Annotated in this window: 9 protein-coding genes; 5 read left to right on the top strand and 4 right to left on the bottom strand. The window is 68.8% G+C overall.

The window, feature by feature from the left end:
- The first annotated feature begins 2 nt into the window (after positions 1-2).
- The 3 genes from HUA78_RS18680 (at position 3) to HUA78_RS18690 (ending at position 4,396) form a co-directional block, all read left to right on the top strand.
- Positions 3-785: an outer membrane lipoprotein-sorting protein gene (locus tag HUA78_RS18680; protein ID WP_174461804.1), complete on the top strand. Its 783-nt coding sequence runs from the start codon at positions 3-5 to the stop codon at positions 783-785.
- Positions 782-2,410, top strand: coding sequence for a hypothetical protein (locus HUA78_RS18685; protein WP_174461803.1), 1,629 nt, complete (start codon positions 782-784; stop codon positions 2,408-2,410). Before HUA78_RS18680 ends, HUA78_RS18685 begins: the two co-directional genes overlap by 4 nt.
- A gap of 159 nt (positions 2,411-2,569) precedes the next feature.
- A complete protein-coding gene (locus HUA78_RS18690; RefSeq protein WP_174461802.1) occupies positions 2,570-4,396 on the top strand; it encodes a hypothetical protein in 1,827 nt (608 codons plus the stop codon).
- Between the two features lie 314 nt (positions 4,397-4,710).
- On the opposite strand, the gene HUA78_RS18695 is transcribed toward HUA78_RS18690, so the two are convergent.
- Positions 4,711-6,153, bottom strand: a complete 1,443-nt coding sequence (locus HUA78_RS18695; RefSeq protein WP_174476826.1) for an LVIVD repeat-containing protein — start codon at positions 6,151-6,153, stop codon at positions 4,711-4,713.
- Positions 6,154-6,346: 193 nt separating this feature from the next.
- On the opposite strand from HUA78_RS18695, the gene HUA78_RS18700 reads away from it, so the two are divergent.
- Positions 6,347-9,910 (top strand): tolB protein precursor protein, encoded by a 3,564-nt coding sequence (locus HUA78_RS18700; protein WP_174476827.1) that lies wholly within the window; start codon positions 6,347-6,349, stop codon positions 9,908-9,910.
- Between the two features lie 66 nt (positions 9,911-9,976).
- Here the strand turns inward: HUA78_RS18700 and HUA78_RS18705 are convergent, their stop codons facing one another.
- A complete protein-coding gene (locus HUA78_RS18705; protein ID WP_174457203.1) occupies positions 9,977-10,444 on the bottom strand; it encodes a DUF2892 domain-containing protein in 468 nt (155 codons plus the stop codon).
- A 345-nt stretch (positions 10,445-10,789) separates the two neighbouring features.
- Between HUA78_RS18705 and HUA78_RS18710 the strand changes: the two genes are divergently transcribed.
- Complete coding sequence (locus HUA78_RS18710; RefSeq protein WP_174476828.1) at positions 10,790-12,589, top strand: CotH kinase family protein; 1,800 nt, start codon at positions 10,790-10,792, stop codon at positions 12,587-12,589.
- Between the two features lie 16 nt (positions 12,590-12,605).
- Here the strand turns inward: HUA78_RS18710 and pbpC are convergent, their stop codons facing one another.
- Both pbpC and HUA78_RS18720 read right to left on the bottom strand, forming a co-directional pair.
- The gene (pbpC, locus tag HUA78_RS18715) at positions 12,606-14,978 is read right to left on the bottom strand and encodes a penicillin-binding protein 1C (RefSeq protein ID WP_174476829.1); all 2,373 of its coding nucleotides are present in this window, start codon (positions 14,976-14,978) and stop codon (positions 12,606-12,608) included.
- Position 14,979: 1 nt separating this feature from the next.
- The gene (locus HUA78_RS18720) at positions 14,980-20,721 is read right to left on the bottom strand and encodes an alpha-2-macroglobulin (protein WP_174476830.1); all 5,742 of its coding nucleotides are present in this window, start codon (positions 20,719-20,721) and stop codon (positions 14,980-14,982) included.
- Between the last annotated feature and the right edge of the window lie 196 nt (positions 20,722-20,917).

Genomic DNA, 20,917 nt, shown 5'->3' on the forward strand with positions numbered 1-20,917 from the left:
CCATGAGCCTCAAGAATCTGCTGTCCGCCGCGGCGCTGTCCGTGGCCATGTTGTCCGCGCCCGTGGCGCTGGCCCTGGAGCCGGCCGCCATGACGCAGATGCTGGCGACCATCGATGACCGTCAGCGCAACGGTGGCGACTACAAGTCGCTCATCTACATGGAGCAGAAGGAGAAGGACAAAACAGACAACGTGCGCGAGGCGTTCGTCTACCGGCGCGACGCGGACGACAAGCTGATGATCCTCTTCAGCAAGCCCAAGACGGAGGCGGGCAAGGGCTACCTGAGGATGGACAAGAACCTCTGGAGCTACGACCCCAACGTGGGCAAGTGGGAGCGTCGCACCGAGCGCGAGCGCATCGCCGGCACCGACAGCCGACGTGCCGACTTCGACGAGTCCCGTCTGGCCGAGGAGTTCGACCCGGCCTACGAGGGCGAGGCGAAGCTGGGCAAATTCACCGCCCACAAGCTGCTCTTGAAGGTGAAGCCCAACGTGGACGTGGCCTATCCCCTGGTCAAGATGTGGATAGACAAGGACACGAACAACATCCTCAAGCGCGAGGACTACGCCCTGTCCGGCCGGCTGATGCGCACCGCGCTCTATCCGCGCTGGAAGAAGATCTTCAGCGAGTCCAAGGGCGCCGACGTCTGGTTCCCCGAGGAGATCCGCTTCTACGACGAGGTGGAGAAGGCCAACTCCACCATCATCCTCATCAAGTCCGTGGACCTGCGCCCGCTGGAGGCCAACCTCTTCACCAAGGCCTGGCTCGAGAGCAAGAGTCGATGAGCCCGCGCAACCTCACCCTGGCCACGGCCCTGTCCGTGGTCCTCGCCGGCACCACCGCGCTCGGGCAGTCCGAGCGGCCGGACGAGAATGCCCTCTTCGGGGGCGAGGACGACAAGCCCGCCCAGGCCGACACGCCCGGGGAGCCTCCCACGACGGGGCGTCCCAGTGACGACGAGGTGTTCGGCGAGGACCCCGCGCCGTCCGCGGGAGCAGACGCGAGCAACACGGGCGACGCGACCGAGCGGCAACCGCCGCTGACCCCGGCTCCGCCCGAGCCGGGAGACCGGGACTCGCAGGCGCTGTCGGGGCCGGGGACGCGCAGCGCCTTCGATTCCGATGAGGCCGTGGACGACCCGCTGAAGATTGGCGGGCAGTTCTACATGCGCGGCTTCGCGGCGGCGACGGAGGGGACGTCGTTCGGTGACACGTCGTTCTCCGCGCCCACCCTGGTGGACGGGTACTTCGACGCGCGGCCGATGGACCGGCTGCGCGGCTTCGTGGTGGGGCGGTTGAGCTACGACCCCACCGTGGCCACGCAGACGGGCACCACGACCAACAACACGCCGTCCAATCCTCGCGTGCTGCTGGACCAGGCCTGGCTCCGCTTCGATATCGAACGGACCCTGTTCCTCACCATCGGCAAGCAGCATGTGAAGTGGGGCACGGGGCAGATATGGAACCCCACCGACTTCCTGTCACCGCAGCGGCGCAATCCGCTGGCCTTCGTGGACCTGCGCACCGGCGTGTCCATGTTGAAGGTCCACGTTCCCTGGGAGGCGAAGGGCTGGAACTTCTATGCCATCGCGGTGATGGATGACCTGGGCACCGATGCGGGCGCGCTGCTCGACAACACGGGAGGCGTTCCGCCCCCCGTGGAGGCCGACCCGGTCAACCGCCTGAGCCGTATCGGTGGGGCGCTGCGCGCGGAAGTCGTCCTCGGGCCCGCCGAGTTCGGCGCCAGCGCCGTGGCACAGCGGGGTCGCAAGCCGCGCTTCGGGTTCGACGTGTCCTCGGCTCTGGGTCCCATCGATGTCTACGGAGAAGTAGGCATCAAGAAGGGCACCGAGCGCCCCTTGTACCGAATCCCCGCCGGAACCACGTACGAGGAGATCATCAAGGACACGTCGCTGGTGGAGGCCTATGTCCCCTCGGGGCTCACGCCACAGGTGACGGGTGGCGCCAACTACAGCTTCCCTTACGGCGACAACGACATCGCAGTGCTGGGCGTGGAGTACTTCTACAACTCGACGGGCTACACGAGCTCCTTCGGCTATCCGTACCTGATCGCGGAGGACGCCTTCCAGCCGCTGTATCTGGGCCGCCACTATGGTGCCGCGTACCTGTTCCTGGACCGGCCCGGGTCGCTCGAGCGCACGTCCTTCAACTTCTTCACGCTCAGCAACCTCTCGGACAAGTCGTACATCAGTCGGATCAACGTCACCCACCGCGCCCTCAGCTACCTGACGGTCGAGGCCTATGGCGCCGTTCACTACGGCCACAAGGGTGGTGAGTTCCGACTCGGCTTCTCGGTGCCCGACGTCGACGTCAACGGGGAGACCGTTCATGGCCGCACCCTGGCGGCGCCCACCTTCGAGTTGGGCGCGGGGTTGCGCATCAGCATCTGACGCGGACACCTCGCGCAGTGGAGCTTCAGGGACCGCGTCTCCTATTCCCGGGGACGCGGTCCTTTCTTTTCGGGGGCAGGTCGCCGCCCGGGCGGGCCAACGAGGGGCGCTTGGGCCGACGAGGTGCCGGAGAATTCATGCAGTGAACATCCTTCCGGCATGCACCTGTGGATCGCCATCGCCGCCGGATTGAGCCTCGCGCAGGGTCAGAGCGAGGCGCCCTACCCTTCCCCCACGGATCCGTCCAACAGGGGCCCCGCGGCTTCGGCCCTGCGGGATGCGAACGAGCAGGCCGCCGAGGCAGCGGACGGCGCATGGCTCCCTCCCAACTACGTCCTTCAATCTCCGATGGCGGATGGGACGGCGCCCTATGGGCCCTACAGCATCACGCCTGCTCTTCCGGATGGCGATGCCCCGTCGACTTCCGGCGAAGTGGCTATCGACGAAACGTATCGGAACTATGAGCCCATCCCCGCCGAGGTGCCGGAAGGCACGGGGGGCAGTGGGACGGATGACTCCGATGCTTCATCAACGACCTCGGGGACGACAGGCGGAGATGCCCCGGGCGTGGGTGGTTCGGGCAATGTGACAACAGGACAGGGGGCGGGCTCGGATGACTCGGGTGATGCTCGGGTTTCGCAGCCAGGTGGCTCGAACACCGAGGCCGTGGCTCCGTCGTCGGCATCGCAGGCTGGCGGGCTGGATGGAACGGCCGGCACGGCGCCGCAGACCCCGATTCCGAGCGGACAGGACTCGTCCGACGTTTCAGGCACGGACAGCGCTGGCCAGACAGGAATCGGTGGTTCTGGCACGGATGCCACGACGCAGCCCAGCACTCAGGGCTCGACCGGCGACTTGGACACGAGCGGGACGACGGCTCCCGTGGATCCCATGGGGACTGGCGGCTCGGGTACGAGCACGACGACGCAGCCCGATAATCAGGGCGCGACCGGTGGCTCGGGCACGAGCACGACGACGCAGCCCGTCAACCCGGGCACGACCGGCGGCTCGGGCACGAGCACCACGACACAGCCCGATAATCAAGGCGCGACGGGGGGCTCCGGCACGGAGGCCACGACACAGCCTGATAACCAGGGCGCGACGGGGGCCACGACACAGCCTGATAGCCAGGGCGCGACGGGGGCCACGACACAGCCTGATAGCCAGGGCGCGACGGGGGGCCCCAGTACGGAGGCCACGACACAGCCTGATAGCCAGGGCGCGACCGGTGGTTCCGGCACGGAGGCCACGACACAGCCTGATAACCAGGGCGCGACGGGGGGTTCCGGCACGAGCACGACGACACAGCCTGACAGCCAGGACTCCCTCGGTGGCTTTGGGCCCACTGAAACAGAGCAACTCGATGGACAGGGCGGCGCGGGCGCGTCGGGCGACACATCGACCGCGCCGGCTCAACCGCAGCAACAGTCTTCCGTGAGCGGGCAGCAGAATGGAAACACCGCCGCGAACCCTTCGGCCCAGGCCACCGAGCCCGCCACGGACGCGGAGGTGACCCAACTGCGGAATCGCCTTCAGCAACTCGAGGAAGAACTCAAGACACGCGACACCCAGATTGAACAGAACGCCCAGGCCACCCAGCAGCAAGTCGACACGTTCGGCGAGCGCGCGGTCGAAACCGAGCGCTCACGTCAGCAGCGGCTCGCCGCAATCCAGAGCGCGGGGGAGTGGATGCTCGCGGCGGATGCCGCGCTCCAACAGGGCGAAGACGATGTCGGCAACGCGCTGGACATCGCCGACAGCGCCTTCGCCAGCGTCCGCGACAGCGCCGCCGAGTTCGGCCAGGGGACTGTCATCGTTCATGCTGAACGCGCCCGCGCCCTGATCAACCTCGCCCGCGACGCAGCCGGACGCAGCGACACGTATTCCGCGCGACGCGCACTGCAAGATGCCGGCGTCGAACTCAGCCTCGCTCGCAGCGCCAGCCTCGGCAGGTCCGGCACGGGCAACTCGTTGCTCACTCCGTGAAGCCAGCCTCGGCAGGTCCGGCACGAGCAACTCCCTGCTCGCGCTGTGACACCAGCCTCGGCAGGTCCGGCACGGGAAACTCGCTGCTCACTCCGTGACGGCGGCCTCGGCACGTCCGGCACGGCCAACTCCCTGCTCGCGCCGTGACACCAGCCTCGGCAGGTCCGACACGGGCAACTCGTTGCTCACTCCGTGACGCCGGCGAAGCACCTGGCTCACGAACGAGGCGACCGCACAACGCGGCACCTTCCGCGCACGACACCGGCGAGGCGCCTCACTCACGAGGCGCCTCAACCGATGGTGCGACCTGACGCTCACGGCGTCTCGCGGAAGATGAGCAACCCTCGTGACGAATCCGTCGCGTACACGTACCCATCCCCGGGAACGTTCACGCTGTTGAGCCCCTCGAAGAACGAGATGCCACGGCCAGCATCCGTCTCACGCCAGGTGTTGTAGTACGCCACCTGCCGCGGCACGCTCGGGTTGCTCACGTCCAGCACGCGCAGGCCATCCTGATAGTGCGCCACGTAGAGCTTCGCTCCCGACAGCGCCAGCGCGCGGATGGAAACCTCCGGACGAATCCGGAACTCACCCACCTGGAGCACGGTCGCCGGAGACGCGACATCCAGCACAGTCAGGTGCGCGTCCCAGTCCTCGCCAGCGGAGAAGGCCAGCGTGCGGTCACCCACCGTGCCCACCGCCACCGTGCGCGACGTACCACCACTGAACCGCCCCAGCAGCTTCGGCGTCGACGGCGTGGTGATATCCGACACCGTCACGCCGTAGGTCCAGTTGCTCACGTACAGGCGATTGCCCACTGCCATCACATCCATCGGCACTTCGCCACCCTGCGGCTGCGCGCCCTCGACGAAGTAACGGTCCACCAGCTTCGGCTGCACCGGCGTCGTCACGTCGAAGATGAGCACCTCTCCGTTGGGCGCGGGCGACGCCGCGAACAGGAGATTCCCCTCCACCGCCAGCGACACCACCTCCACCGCCGGGTCCGCCAACGCACGCAGGAAGGCGGGCGCCGCCGGATTCGCCACGTTGTAGAGGGCCAGGCCATTCTTCTGGCTCGCGACGAAGAGCGTGGTGCCCTTCACCGCCACGTCCGTGTAGACGTCGTTGCCCGGATTGCCCTCGCCCACCCGCCGCGCCTCGGCCGGGTTGGTCACGTCGAAGACGAAGAAGCCCTCGGGGCCCGCGGGCACATAGGCGTAGCCACCCGACACCGTCAAATCCCGCGCGGCGCCGCGCGGCAACGCGAGCTCCTTCACCAGCTCCACGCCCGACGACTCGCCTTCGCCCGCGTTGCGCTCCAGGCGAGCCCCCTTGAAGGTGCCCTGCAGGTCCAGCGCTCCGTCCACACACCGACGGAACGTTCCCTCCAGCTTCGTCGGCGCACTCGCCTCGCAACCCGCGAACGCGTAACGCACCGTGCGGCCGTACGTGTCCACCACGTCGGCGGCCAGATAGAAGGTGTCCTCCGTGAGCTGCTGCTCCGTCACCGACAACCCCAGAATCTGGGCCCCTGAACCGCCCGACAACTTCAGCGCTCCTGCGGAGCCCGAGCCGTCGTTCAGTTCAACATTGACGTTCCACACCCCGGTGGACTGCACCGAGGCGAGGCTTGAACGCTGACAGGCCGACAGGTTGATGGCGGCAAGATGACACTCCGCCTTGTTCTTGGAGTCGTCGTCCTTGCCGCAACCCAGGGCGAGGACCAGCGTGCTGCTCAGTAGGAAGAAGCGTCTCATGGCCCGTATGCATACCGGGCGTTGGAACCCAACGAAAGCCCTTCCCTCTTTCTCCCCAAGGGAGCGGCGACGTCCACCGCCCGGCAAGTAAACGAAAAGAAATTATCGAGGCGCTTGTATAGGCTCACTCCTGAGAGCGAGCCTCCTAGGAAGCACCTGTCTCGCCAGTACCCCACCCCAAGAGGTGACCTTCGTGAACCCCCGTCTCCTCGCTGCCGCCGCGCTGACCCTGCTCCTCCCGGAGCTGGCGTTGGCCCAGGTCTTCGTCGTGCCTCGTCGCCCGGGCAAGACGCCGGTGAACAGCTTCGAGTTCGAGTGGCGGCACGTCGACATCCTCGTGGGCCCACAGGCCACCGGGGTCGCCAAGCCTCCTGACAGGACGGCGCATGAACAGCCGCCCGAGGCACAAGGGGGAGCCAACCCCGACGCGCCCACCACCCACCCCCAGACCGGCGACACGAAGTCAGTCCCGGCGGATCCCCCCACCGGCGCCGACCCCTCCACCACCCTCTCCCCCAGCCCCGCACCTCAGCTCGCGGAGCCGCAGGACTCGGGCACGCCTCCCTCGGGAGCCGTCGCGGACAACGAGGACGGCGGCACGCCTCCCTCGGGCGCCACCGCGGGCGTCACGGGCGGAGAGGACGGCGGCACGCCCTTGAGCAGCGCGCTCGGAGACGGCGGCCCGGCCCTCGGCAGCGGGCCCGCGCTCGGTGGCCCCGCGCTGGGCGGCAACCCCGACGGCGGCTTCAACTACACCTACGCGAAGTCGCTCGGCGCGAAGGCCGGCGGCGTGCGCTTCTACTTCTACGAGCGAGAGCGCGTCGTCGCCGAGCGCGCCGCGCCGCTCATCGAAGAGGCGTACCGGTACCTGGTGGACACCTTCCAGTACGTCCCCACGGAGACCTTCCCGTACATCCTCTACAGCAGCTACCAGGAATTCCTTCAGACGAACCTCTTCCCGCTGTCCGAGGGAACCCTGGGTGTCACCAGCACCGAGGACCTGAAGCTCACGCTGCCGTACCTGGGTGATCACCGACTCTTCGAGGAAATCAGCACCCACGAGCTGGCGCACCAGTTCACCATCCAGAAGACGCGCACCGTGGCCGAGCAGGCCAAGGTGTTCGGCGACCCCCTCCAGGCGATTCCGCTGTGGTTCATCGAAGGTATCGCCGAGTTCTACGCCAAGCGCGGCATGGACCCCGAGGCGGAGATGCTCGTCCGGGACCTGCTCGTCAATCCGGACCTCTACAAGGGCTACGCCTTCCTCGACTTCTTCTCCCCCGGGCCCTACGGCTACCTGTGGATCTACAAGGTCGGTCAGGTGCGCGTGGCCTTCCTCGAGGAGGAGTACGGCAAGGGCTTCATCCAGCGCGTGCTGGAGGACTCGCCCCGGCTGGTGGGCGGCTCGAAGGACTCCCCGTCGCTCAAGTTCGAGGAGCTGCTGGAGCGCCTGACGGGGGATGATCCGAAGCGGCTGTCCGCGCGGTTCGAGAACTGGCTGAAGCGCCGGGCCTACAAGACGTACCTCGGCTCGGAGCAGTCCGCGCCCGCGCTGGACCTGCTCGACAAGGCCCCGGGCTACATCACCGCGATGTCCAGCTCGCCGGACGGCACCCTGCTGGCGCTGCGCACCATCGTCCCCGAGACCGGCGAGAGCCGGCTGTATGTGATGGACCCGCGCGCGCCGGACAAGGCGGTGAAGGTGGCCGGTGACGGCGTGCCCGGCGTGGAGTCGCTGCACCCCATCTCCGGCCGCAGCTTCGCGCTGTCCAAGGACAAGCTGGCCTTCGTCGCCGAAATCACCGGTCGCGACATCATCTACGTGCAGGACTACAAACACACCGTGGAGAAGCGCGCCAACGACGTGCTGGTGCGACGCAACCCCATCCGCACCGGCATCGACCGGGAGGTGGGCACGTCGGTGCAACTGGAGGTGGGCGACCGCAAGGCCTACCGCATCGACAAGCACGGCATCCTCGCGGCGTACTCGCCGGCCCTCTCGCCGGATGGGCGCTACGTGGCCTTCATCGGCATCCAGGACGAGGGCCTGCGCGACGTCTACGTCATCGACCTGAACGCGAGCCCGGACGCCAAGCCCCTGCAGCTCACCGACGACGTGTTCTCCGAGCGCCAGGTGACGTGGGGCCCCGCGGGCATCGTCTTCACGTCGGACGCCACGTCGCACCGCAAGTTCAACCTCTTCCGCGTGAAGCTGGACGCGCCCCGCCAGGTGGAGCGGCTGACGAGCGAGGAGAGGGACCACGCGGACCCGCTGGCCCTGGTCGACGGCCGCGTGTTCTTCACCGCCTTCAACAACAGCAGCTCCGACCTGCACGAGCTGATGGCGGACGGGCGAATCGTGCGCCGCACGGACCTGACCACCGGCGTCTTCGAGCCGGGCCCGGGCCCCGAGGGTGGCCTGTGGATGCTCTTCCACGTGTCGGGTGAGCGGAAGCCCGCGGTGCTCAGGCCGCCGCGCATGCTCGCGCTCGACGTGGCGCCGGAGCCTCCGCCGGAGCCGCCCAACCCGCTGGCGGTGCGCCCGCTCACGGATGCGCAGGCGTACGAGCCCTTCGCGCGAAAGAACCTGGAGTTCGGCCCCATCTTCGGCTTCGCGGGCGCGGGCGGCGGCGGCTTCGTCGGTCAGCTCTTCGCGGCGGCGAGCGACCGCATGAGGGACCACCAGTTCATCCTCACCCTGGCGGTGTACGGCAGCTTCGATTTGACGGACGGCTACATGCTGTACATCAACGACGCGGGCCGGACGACGTGGGGCGGCGGTCTGTTCCAGTCGCTGCGCTTCCGCGTGGACCAGACGTTCGACGACCTGCCCGTCTTCTTCACGTCGGCGGAGCGGTACTTCGGCGCGCTCGGCAGCCTGCGCTATCCCCTGAGCACGTTCTTCTTCGTCCAGGGCGACCTGAGCATGGGCGGAACCAAGTACTTCCTCGACGACCAGACCGAGTTCCGCCTCTTCTTCGCGGACCGCAACGAGGCCAACCGGGAGCTGCTGTCGCTGTGGAACGCGAAGAACGGCTCCATCCGCTTCCAGACCGAGCTGAGCGGACAGGTGGGCTACGACAGCCTCAAATACCACTACGCCACCGGTCCGCTGTCGGGCAGCTCCGCGTTGTTGGAGATGACGCTGGGCGTGCAGCCCTTCGACAGCGAGGCCTACGGCAACCTCCGGCTGGATGCCGAGCGCTACTTCCCCATCTACGGCCGCACCCACCTGTTCCTGCGCGGCGGCGCGGGTACGACGCTGGGCGGACGCTACGCGCGCTCCTACTTCCTGTCGTCGTTCGACACCCTGCGCGGCGTGAACTTCGGCGACGAGCGGTGGCTGCTCGGCCGCAACTTCACCTACGCCACGCTGGAGCTGCAGCTGCCCCTCAACGACATCATCCGCGTGGCCTTCCTCAGTGATTTGGAGGCCATCGCGGCGATGGACGTGGGTGGCGTGGGCAACAGCGCCGAGGACCTGTGGGACCACCGCGTGCTCAACGCCGTCGTCGGTGTGAACCTGGCGCTGGGGCCCCTGCTGCTGCGGCTGCACTTCGGCAGGCCGCTCGACATCGGCGCCAAGGCCGGCAAGCCGGACTCCGGCTGGGTGACGAACTTCTCGCTGGGAATCGCCGGCCTCAACGGCTTCTTCGACCAGGGGAACACCGGCGCGACGAACAACGGCCCACCCCAGGGCGGGTCCCCCGCGCTGATGCCGGCGCAGGGTGGTGGCTACACCTCGCCTCGGCACTGAGGCGACAGGCCGCCCCCGCTCCCTTCATCGGGTGAGCGGGGGCTGGTGATGCTTGGGGACGCGGCGTCAGGACTGCGCGGCCACGAGCGCCGCGTTGGCCTTCGCCATGGGCCCGCCGTCATTGGGGATGCGCTCGAAGTCACCGCGCAGCGCCTTGATGGCGAACTTCTCCAGGTCGATTTCCCGGCGCGAGCGGATGCCCAGCGCGCGCAAGGGAGCGGACAAGGGCCCGAAGCCGAAGACGCCGTGCTGGAGGAGGACTCCCGCGGCCACGGCGCTCAGCACCCGCCACCGGCCGCCATCCTTCTTGCCCAGCAACAGGCCCAGCGCCCCCATCGCGGCCGTGCCCACCATGACGGCGCGGTTGAGGTCCCACTCGCGCTCCAACCGTTGGAGGTAGCGGCTCATCTCCGGCCGGTCCGCGTGCGTCGCCATGTGCCGCACGCACGCCTCTACATGCTCGTCGATACGACGGTTCACCATCAGCGGCGTGTGGTTGCGGGCGGAATCAGACGACTGGTTCCAGGTCTCCATCGCGGGCGTCTCCCTGTCGCGGCGCTCCCCTCTTCCTGAAGAAGCTAGGCCCGACGTTCCGCGTCGGGAACAGCGGTGGGAAGAAGGGAAGAAGGCTTCCCTGCCTGCCCGCCTGCCCCACCAGGGAGGCTCGCGTGCGACGCAGCTCCTTCTCAAGAAGCCCTCACGCCGACCCAGGGGTCGACGGGTCCTCAGCCCTCCAGGGTGAAGCAAATGACCGGACCAGGAAGGGAAATCCCTTTCATCAACTACCCACCCCACGGCGTCTCAGGGCACTGGCTTCGTTCACTTTCGAGCGGCGCACGTCTCCCTCCATGAGGCACGAGCCTTGCTCAACACCCGGCGATGACTCGCTCACGACTCTTGCTCTGCCTTCCGGTGATGTGGCTGTGGGCTTGCGGCTCTGGAGCCCCGTCCTCGCCCACTCAATCGCCTCCCGTCATCATCGAGGAGCCGCCTCCAACAAATCCGCCCGTGGAACCTCCGCCGGTGGACCCGCCCCCCGTGGACCCTCCGCCCGTGGACCCGCCTCCGGTGGACCCGCCCCCCGTGGACCCGCCTCCGGTGACGCCCGAGGCCCAGAAGCCCTTCACGATGCCAGCCTTGCAAGCGAGCGTGCCCGAGTACGAGCTCATCATCCCCGAGGCGGCGATGAAGAAGTTCGAGGCGGACGTGTGGACGCCGGAGCAGGACGCCGTCTTCAAGGCGGGCGGGACGACGTATCAGGTGAAGGTGCGCCTGCGAGGTGCCTCCGCGCGCTACTTCCCGAAGAAGAGCTGGAACGTGAGCTTCGAGAAGGACGCCCGGTTCGAGGGACGCACGTCACTCAACCTCGTGGCCGAGTACGCCGATGCGACGATGCTGGCGGAGAAGATGGCGTTCGACTTGATGGCCGCGATGCGCGTGCCCGCGTCCAAGGCGACCTACGTGCGCCTCAAGCTCAATGGCCAGTACCAGGGCGTGTTCCTGGACATCGAGCAGGTGAACAAGGCCTTCCTCAAGGCCCACGCCTTCGCGGACGACGATGCCACCATCTACCGATGCGGCTGGAAGGACTGCGAGCTGAAGACGTGGAAGGTGCCCTACCAGGGTGACTGGACGAAGAAGACGAACGAGCAGCAACCGGACGACGCGCTCCTCGCCATGCTGGACGTCATCAACCACACGCCGGAGCCCCAGTTCGCCGAAGCACTGGAGAAACACCTCCAGCTCGAGCACTACCTGCGCTCCATGGTGCTGGACGCGTTGATGTCCAACAACTTCGTCGAGGACTCGGAGAGCTACTTCATCTACGACCGGGCCGTGGCGAAGTGGTCCTACGTGCCCTGGGACCTCAACAACGTGGACGCGCGCTGGTGGTACCTCAATCCCGTGGAGGGAATGAGCACCAGCTCCAACAACATGCGCCACCCGCTGTTCAACTTCACGCTGACGGACGCGTGGACGGAGAGGATGTACCTGCAGCGCAAGACGGAGACGCAGTCCTATCCCGGCTACCTGCCCGTCTTCTCCAACCTGGGCACGCGCGTGCTGGCCAACCCCGCGCTGCGTGAGCAGTTGGGCGCGCGGCTCGACAAGGCGCTCGACGAGCTGTTCACCCCCGAGGTGATGAACCCGTACATCGACGCGCTGCACGCGCTCATCACCCCGCACATGCGTGGAGCCCCGTACACCGACTTCGCCCAGTTCCAGGCGGGCCGCGACTACATGAAGCGCTACGTGAAGGAGCGCCGGACCTTCGTGGAGAAGGACTGGGCGCGGCTGAAGGCCCAGGGCTCGCCCCTGGTGTTCGAGGCGTTCGACCCGGTGGCGGGCTGGGTGGACGTGGGCAACCGGGGCACGGTGGCGCTGTCGCTCAAGGGCATGGTGCTGACCACGAACCTGCGGGTGAGCCTGGCGCAGAGCGACCATGCACCCACCCTGGTGAGAACCCCCGTGGGCGCGGTGCTGCCGGACGTGACGGTGGCCCCGGGCGCGAAGGTGCGGCTGAAGCTCTCCGAGCTGGGCATCCAGTTGATGCCCAAGGGGGAGCTGGGCCTGTTCGATGGGAAGTCCGTCGTGGGCGTGAAGGACTTCCTCTTCTACGGCGCGCTGCGCGCAGGTCAGCAGTACGAGCGCGGCGACAAGGGCTGGGAGGTCCGCTGAGCCGGAGTGCTTCGCTTTAGCGCCGCTCGCGGACGACGAGCGTGCGCTTCGCGCTGAGTCCCCGGTCATCCGTGACGAGGATTTCGTGGGAGCCCACCGAGGGCTTCCACCACATGCGCTCGTCGGCGCGCGCCGTTCCCAGGAGCGCGCCGTCCACGAACCAGGTGAGCGCGCGCTCGTGGGAGGCCTCCGCCTCCAGCGGCATCTCCTGCTGCTCCGGAGGGACTCCGGGAATCAGCAGCGCGATGTGGCCCTGGGCGGGCGAGACGATGCTGGGCGCGGCGCGCTCGCCACCGGGCTCACAGCCGGGCGCCGCCGAGGGAGGCTCCGGCAGGCGGCGGTGCTGCTCCTCCAGCCAACGGCGGATGGTGGCGGGCCAGGTGACGAACACCCGCGACTCCGTCTTCCGCCCGGCGCGGCAGGTGGGCCCCACCGCGAGCCCGGAGGCCACGTCAACCTCCACGTGCTGGTGGTAGGGACAGCGGGCGGTGGGCACCGCCGAGCGCCGCGCGTAGACCTCCTTGCGCTGCGTGCAGGCCTCCGTCGGCAGATGTCCCGAGTACGCGCAGACCTCCACGCGCATCAAGTCGTCCGGCGCATTCACTTCATCCTCTGGCAGCGAGCGACCCCGGGGACCCACGCCTTCGAGGATGTCGAACAACAGGGGGCCCGCCGCATCCGCGCCCACCAGGTGCACGCTCGGCGAGTGGTCGAAATTTCCCAGCCACACCACCGCCGTGTGCCGAGGCCCGGAGCCCGCGGCCCACGCGTCCCGGTGCCCGAAGCTCGTCCCCGTCTTCCAGTGCACGCGCGCGGGCAGGCCCGTCAGCCGGCGCCGCTCCGGAAAGTCCGGCCGGTCCTTCAGCGACAGGGCCTTGCGCGTAAGCCACGCCGCCCCCGGAGACATGACCTCCACGGGGGACTCCACCGGCTGCCCTTCCTCCAGCAGGCGCAGCGGCCGCGTGCGGCCATCACCCGCGAGCGCCACGTACACCCCCGCCAGCTCCAGGGGCGTCACCTCGATGCCGCCCACCGCCGCGGACAGGCCGTAGTAGCCGGGCTCCGGGACGAGGCTTGCGACCCCCGCAGTGCGCAGCGAACCCAGGAAGCGCTCCACGCCCACGCGCTCCAGGAGCCGCACGAAGGGCATGTTGAGCGACTGGGACAGCGCGTACTCCAGCCGCACGAGGCCCAGGAAGCGGCCGTCGAAGTTGCGCGGGGCATAACCGCCGTACGTCGTGGGGATGTCCGCCACGAGCTGCTCCGGCCCCACCAGCCCCAGGTCGATGCCCATGGCGTACAGCAGCGGCTTGAGCGCCGACCCCGGAGAGCGCGGCGCGGCGAAGCCGACAATCTGTCCGCCGTGTTTCTCGTCGAAGAAGTCGAAGTTGCCCACCAGCGCGAGCACCTCGCCCCGCTCGCGCTCCACCACCACGGCCGCGCCGTTGTGGACGCCGCGCGACGTCAGGTCCTTCGCCCCGTCGCGCATCACCCGCTCCACCAACCGCTGCGTGCCGGCATCCAGCGTGGTGCGCAGCCGCGTCTGCCCAGGGCGCTGCGCCCGGAGCCACACCGCCGCGTGCGGGGCCTCGCGAGGAAACGCCTTCAAGTCCAGGGGCACGGCGGAGGCATGCACCTCCGCGAGCACCTGCTCGGCCGACACCGTCGCGCCCTCGGGGCCGCGTGGGAGGGCGTGGGCCTCCAGCAGCCGTCGGGCCACGTCATCCCGGGCCGCGCGCAGCCGGGCGCGGTTCTCCGTCGTGGGGAAACGACGGTTGGGGTTCTGCGGCACCGCCAGCAGCGTGGCGATCTCCGCCGGACTCAGGTGGGCCGCCGTGTGGCCGAAGTACGCGAGCGCCGCGGCCTCCACGCCCTCCACGTTGCGACCGTACGGGACGAACTGGAGGTAGGCGCCCATCACCTCCTGCTTCGTCAGGCGCAGCTCCAGCTGCACCGCGCGAAAGGCCTCCACCAGCTTCGAGGTGAAGGTGCGTGGACGGGGCTCCAGCATGCGCACCAGCTGCATCGTCAGCGTGGACGCGCCCGACACCCGGCGGCCTCGCGTCAGGTTGAGCACGGCCGCGCGCGCCACCGCGAGCGGGTCTACGCCCGGGTGGGAATAGAAGCGCTTGTCCTCCAACGCGAGCAGGGCCCGGAGGTAGGCCGGGTCGATGCGCTCCGCCGGAGCGGCGATGCGCCACCGCTCGTCCGGCGCGAGGAAGACATGCGCCGGAGTGCCATCGCGGTACTCCAGCACCACCGAGGGCGGCGCGGAGAGCCGCGACGGCAGCGGCAACACCCACGCCGCCGCCACCCCCACCGCCGCGAGGCCGACGAGCCCCACGGCGAACCACACGAGCTTCTTCAGGAGGTGGCGAGCGCGGCGCATATCAGAGCAGGCTGTCCTTCCACGGGCCGGACACCTGCACCGTGCCACCCCCCTCGCGGGCCCAGATGCGCGGGTCGTACATCGCCTCGGCCTCCGCCGATGGCAGGGTGAAGGCCCCCGCCGTCACCGCGCGCACCGCGTACACGATGCTCTTCGACTCCCGAGCCCCGAGCGCGCCGAAGACCTCCATCCGGTCATCCCGGATGTTGACGTAGTCCGGCGTCCACAGCGCGTCCGCGCCCACCCAGTCCACCGAGCCGCCACGCCCCAGCCGCGCGTTCTCGATTTCCCAGCCCGCCGGCAGTCGGTCCACCAGCGCGATGTTCTGCACCCGCTCGTGCGTGGTGTTGGTCAGCGTCAGCTCCACGTAGATGAGCTCCGCCAGGGCCAGGGGCGACGCCTGCAGCTTCAGCTCCGTGCCGTCCTGCTTGCGATAGGTGCGCTTCAGCGTGAGGCCCTCGCCTCCGGTGCGCACCTGTCCGTCCGCGCGCACGCCCTCGCTGCTCAACACGAGGTACAGCTTCCCCGCGTCCTTGGACTTCACGTCGAGCTGGAGCTGCTTGCGCTCGCTGGCCCGAGCCAGGGCCCACGTCCGGTCCGACGCGCGCGCGTCCTTCGCCTGCAGCGACGCCACGTCCTTGCCATCCACCGTCAACACCGGCGGGGTGAACTGAGAGGCCGCGCCCTGCAGCCGCTTGCCCAGGCCCGTGATTCCCCACACCAGCTCCTGCGTCGTGTACCAGCTGCTCGTGTGGGCCTGGAGGGACTCGGCCACCATGGCCGCCAGGGGCTCCCCCGCGGCGGAGTTGCCAAAGAGGTCCTGGTACGTGCTCAGCATGAAGCCACGGCGCCGACGGTCCGAGTAGAAGGACCAGCTGTTCTTGCGCTCGTCGGTGACGGGCGACAGGTCCGGGGTGCGCAGCTCCTTCTCGTAGCGGCGGTCTCCGGCGAGCCACAGGCCGGCCTTGAGCATGTAGTCATCCTCACGCTCCTGACCATCGAGCGCGCCCTTCTTCGACTTCTCGGCCAGCGTCTCCACCAGCTTCAACATGCGCGCCTTGCGGCCCTTGCCGGACACCGCCAGCACATAGTGCATGTAGGCTTCTTCGCTGTTGATGCGGCCATCCGAGCGAACCGCGGCGTTCTCGTAGGAACCCATGCGGCTGCTCATCCACTGAATCGCGTCGTTCAGCCGGTCCTGCGAGACGGGGTACTTCAGCTTCTGCGCATCGAGCAGCATGTGCGTCGCGTACGCGGTGCCCCACTCCACCGGCTCCGTGGAGCCCGGCCAGTAGGAGAAGCCGCCCGAGGACGTCTGCATGGACAGCACGCGGTTGATGCCCGCCAGCACCATGTCTCCCACGGAGCCCTTCTGGGTCAGCGTGGGGTCCACGGTGTCCACCAGCTCCGACACGAAGAGCAGCGGACGCGTGGAGGACGTCGTCTGCTCGATGCAGCCATAGGGGTACTGGACCAGGTACGACAGGTGCTGGAGCGACTGCGCATAGGGATTGGTCGTCACCCACAGCGTGGAGCGCTCCGTGGTGGGCACCCAGCCCTGGAGGTGCTTGGAGAGGTCCGTCACACCCTCCGCCAGCTCGATGCGCTGCACGCGCCGCTCGCGGGGGCCCGCCGGGGACAGCGGCACATCCAGCGTCTCCTTCGACGTGTAGCCACCGCCTTCCACCACGACGCTCAGCCGCGCGGCGCCCACCGCCTGCACCGCGCGCGCCTGGAAGACGAAGGTGGTGGACTTGCCATCCTCCAGCCGGGCCCGGCCCTCGCTCTTGCCCAGCAGTTGGAGCGGCGACGACGCCGTCGCGGGCTGCAACAGGCCCGGCACCGGCAGCGACTCCGCGCCCAGCGTCACCTTCACGTCCTGCGGCTTGCCGGACAGGTTGGTGACGAAGACGGGCACCTGGATTTCGTCGTTCTGCGTGAGGAAGCGAGGCAGCGTCGTCTGGAGCACCAGCGGGTCTCTCACCAGCACCTGCGCGCTCGCGCGGCCCAGGCGCTTGGGTCCGGCCGTCACCACCATCACCCGCACCGCGCCCCGGTACTGCGGAATCTGGAAGGGCAGGCGCAGCTTGCCGCTGGCGGGCACCAGCACCACGCCGCTCCACAGCGCTACGGGCTTGACGGGCTGCACCCGGCCACTCGCATCGCTCTCCGCGTCACCACCCGTGGAGCGCGAGTTGCCGCCGGGCGGAACGAGCAGCGTCCAGCCGATGGTCTCGTAGGTGCCCACGCCGAGGGCGCGCTTGGTGAAGATCTGCTTGAGCGGGTCCGGGCTCTGGAAGCGCGTGAGGGAGAGGATGCCCTCGTCCACCACCGCCACCGTGGCGAAGGTCGGCCCCTCCAGCGCCCCCAGGTCCAGGTCCACGTTGAGCGTGTCGTTGGAGCGGACCTCCTTGGGCACGTTCAGCGTCACGGCTTGCGTGAAGTCCACGGGCTCCAGCGTGACGCTGGCCACGCCGAAGGCGCGGTCCGGCATGAACGCCTCGCGGGACTCCAGATGCGGGTCCTTCACGAGGAAGGTGCTCACGTAGACGTTGGGCGCGAACTGCTTGGGCGTGAAGGTCCACGTCACCTCGCCCGGCTCCACGGCCTTCCACTCGGTGGCGAGCACGCGGTCCGTCTCCGCCGTGAAGAGCATCCGGCCCTTGTACGGAGCCTTCACCTTCACGGTGATGGCCTGGCCCACGCGGGCCTGCGCCGGCACCGCGACATCCAGCGAGGTGGGCTTGAGCGGACGCGGCGTCTGGTCCACGCGCGAGCCCTCGCCCCACCAGTAGTAGCGACCCTCGCCCTCCAGCTCCAGGTCCGTCTGCGCATTACCGGAGCGCACGCGCACCAGATAGCCCGCGGCATCTCCGCCCGGCGTCACGCTGAGGGAGAAGCGGCCGTCCACCACCTTCGCCACGGCGCTGCCCTCGCGAATCGGCCGCAGGTAGCGCTGGTAGCGGTCATACCCCTCCGACTCGTCGTAGTAGTACCCGTACTCCTCCTCCAGGCGGACGTACTCGACCTCCACCGACTTGGGCGCCAGTGAGCCGGACGTGACGACCTTGCCGTCCCAGTCCACCACCACGCCAGAGACAGTGAAGGGCTTGCCGGCCTTCACCTTCCCCACGCTGGCCTGCAGACCCACGTAGTAGCGCTCCGGATGCACGGGCACGCTGGCCTCGTTCACCGTGGAGCGGCCACTGCCGGACTCGAAGACGCTGACCAACGCGCTGAGCTTCGCCGCGCCCCGCAGACCGCCCATGGCCGCCTGCGCCGGGCAGTTGAGGACCGCCTGGCCCTTCGCATCCAGCACGCCCTTGGCCTGCCCCAGCGTGACGGGACGCGGCTCCTTGCCGTCCTGGCGCCACAGGCCGTAGGTGAACTGGGCGTTCTGCTTCGGCTTGAAGTCCGACGGCAGTAGCCGGCAGTTGAGCTCCACCGGGCTTGCTTCCGCCGAGCCGCCGAAGAGATAGGCGGCCTCCACGGCGACGGGCAGCTCCACGCCCTGCACGTAGCCGGGGGCCTCGGTGGTCGCGGTCACCTTCATGCGCTCGGGGACGAACTCCTCCACGCTGAAGGCGTAGGAGGCCACGTCCCGGTCCGCGACCTTCAGCGTCACGCGGTAGCGGCCCGTGTCCTGGAACGCCTCGAAGGGAATGTCGAGCGAGACGAGTCCCGCCTCGTTCGTCTTCAGCGGCACCTTCTTCCACTCGCGCTCGCGCGCATCCACCACCACCAGTTCGACGGGCATGCCCGTGGGCGGCGCCAGGTCATCCTGGCCGCGCAGCACGGCGGCGACGTGCGCCGTGTCTCCCGGGCGATACACGCCCCGGTCGGACCAGAGGGAGGCGCGGTAGGCCTTCTCGGAGCGGTAGGGCTCGCCCTGAACGTCCGAGTTGGCGATCTCCATCTTCAGCTCGCTGTACTTGAGGTACGTCAGCTCCTCGCCTTGACGGGCGATGAGCGCGAAGGGCTCGCTGTCGTCCGCGCCCGCCGCGGGCACCTTCAGCATGCACCCGTCGGCGCCCTTGGTGACGCAGCGGTCCACCGACTGGCCGCTCTTCTTCACGAGCGTGACTTCGACGCCGGACACCGGGTCGGTGCTCTCGATGCCGAGCGCCCAGACCCACACCTCGCCCCGGTCCGTGGAGCCGGGCGCGGGTCCGCCCCGCTTCGCCACGAGGCTCAAGTCCGTGAGGAGGATGCGCGAGGCCGCCTGGAGGTCATCCTTCTTCACGGAGACCTCCACGAGTCCGCGCGTCGTGGACGGCACCAGATTGGCCACATCCACGTAGGTGGTGGTCAAGGTGTCCGCGGGGGACTGGAGGGCCAGCGTCTTCTTCACCACCACATTGGACGTGCGCTCATCGGCGACCTCGCGCTGGTCGTCGCTCATCCAGAAGACGAGGTTCTCCGGCGGCACGTTGCGGATGGTGAGTTCCACGCTGTCCAGGTTGAGGTGCTGCAGCGGCAGGTTGCGCCACGCGCTGCGCGGCAGGTAACGCCCCGCCGAGGAGAACGAGAGCTGCGGCTGACGGGCCGGGACGGAGAGGTCCTCCACGAAGTCCGCCAGCAACGTGCCGTTGCCCAGGGACGTCGTCCCCGCGCCGATGCGCAGCGAGTACACGCCGCGCTTGAAGTCACCGAAGATGCGGAAGCCGCGCCGCGAGGGGGCGACGGACACCTTCACCGGCGGCGTCAGGTGGATGGCGGCCTCGGCCGTGGCATCGTCCAGGACACAGCCCCGGTTGCTCGAGTCCCAGTAGAACTCGTCGTAATCCATGTTCTGCCGAGGGCTCGGCGGAGCGGACATCTCCACGTCGCGGCAGCTCACTTCCAGGTAGTGCCCGGAGGCCCCGCTCTGACGGGCGATGCCAGTGATGTCCAGCCGCTTGCCACCGCGAAGCACGAAGGTGGACTCCGCCGCGGGCGCGCGCGCCTTCGCGTCCGTGGCCGAGACGAGCCCTGCCTGGAGGACGAAGCGCACGGTGGCCCCGCCCTTGAGGCCCGGGTGGGCCAGCTGCGCGGTGACGACGTCACGGCTGCCGGCCACGGTGCGCCACTTCACGTCGGTGATGGCCTGTCCTCCCACCTGGAAGGAGCCGCGCGAACGCAGGGCGGCCGGCTCCACCGGACCGGAGAACGCGAGGTCCAGCTCGACGCGGCCCTTGAGCAGGTCGAACTGCTTGGGCTCCATGCGGAGGAAGCGGAACGCGGGCGTCGTGAAGCGATGGGTCCACGCACCTTCGGAGGGCGGCTTCACCACGCCAGCGTCCGTCTCCAACGACTCCACCGTCACGGTGTATTCGGTCTCGAAGGTGAAGCCGGAGCCCGTGGCGCTGAACGTGAGCGTGGACGGCCCGCTCCATTGCAGGTTGCCCGCGACTCGGGGCGCGATGTTGACGACGGTGCCCGGCTTCACCTCGCCATCCGGCGGGCGCAGCGAGCGGGCCAGCTCGATGACGACGCGCTGGGGAAGCACGCTCTCGGTGCCCGGCGCGCTGATGATGGGCGTCACCGACTCCGGCTTGACGGGCACCGGCGCCGGGGCGGCGGCGATTCCGGCGTCTGTCCCCGTCACCCGCGGAGCCTCGGTGGTCGCCGGCGGAGGCGAGGTCGCGGGTTCCTTCTCCTTCTGGCAGCCCGCGAGCGAGGTGCCTACCAGCAGCACGGCGAAGAGCCAGCCCGCGCGTGTCGCGCGGTGCGGCGTGGTCAGGACTGAAGACTGCGAACCCATGGTTCCTCCGGAGGTACCAGCTGTTCTTCACGTGACGTGCCGACGGCGCGCACGTCTGGAATCGAGGGGGGTGTGGTCGAACGCACACGGCCGGGACGCGGCCCCCACGCGTCCCCGAGCCCGCATGGTGTACCCGGAGCCACACTCCCGGTGGCCTCCGCGCCCTCACCCGGCGGTCGATGGCGTCACGCTATAG

This window comes from Myxococcus sp. CA033 (assembly GCF_013336625.1).
Taxonomy (GTDB): Bacteria; Myxococcota; Myxococcia; order Myxococcales; family Myxococcaceae; genus Myxococcus; species Myxococcus llanfairpwllgwyngyllgogerychwyrndrobwllllantysiliogogogochensis.

Bases quoted from the DNA above. Each gene is read 5' to 3' on its own strand.
- HUA78_RS18710 (WP_174476828.1), top strand. From the start codon at position 10,790: ATGACTCGCTCACGACTCTTGCTCTGCCTTCCGGTGATGTGGCTGTGG.
- HUA78_RS18705 (WP_174457203.1), bottom strand. From the start codon at position 10,444: ATGGAGACCTGGAACCAGTCGTCTGATTCCGCCCGCAACCACACGCCG.
- HUA78_RS18695 (WP_174476826.1), bottom strand. From the start codon at position 6,153: ATGAGACGCTTCTTCCTACTGAGCAGCACGCTGGTCCTCGCCCTGGGT.
- HUA78_RS18690 (WP_174461802.1), top strand. From the start codon at position 2,570: ATGCACCTGTGGATCGCCATCGCCGCCGGATTGAGCCTCGCGCAGGGT.
- HUA78_RS18680 (WP_174461804.1), top strand. From the start codon at position 3: ATGAGCCTCAAGAATCTGCTGTCCGCCGCGGCGCTGTCCGTGGCCATG.
- pbpC (WP_174476829.1), bottom strand. From the start codon at position 14,978: ATGCGCCGCGCTCGCCACCTCCTGAAGAAGCTCGTGTGGTTCGCCGTG.
- HUA78_RS18685 (WP_174461803.1), top strand. From the start codon at position 782: ATGAGCCCGCGCAACCTCACCCTGGCCACGGCCCTGTCCGTGGTCCTC.
- HUA78_RS18720 (WP_174476830.1), bottom strand. From the start codon at position 20,721: ATGGGTTCGCAGTCTTCAGTCCTGACCACGCCGCACCGCGCGACACGC.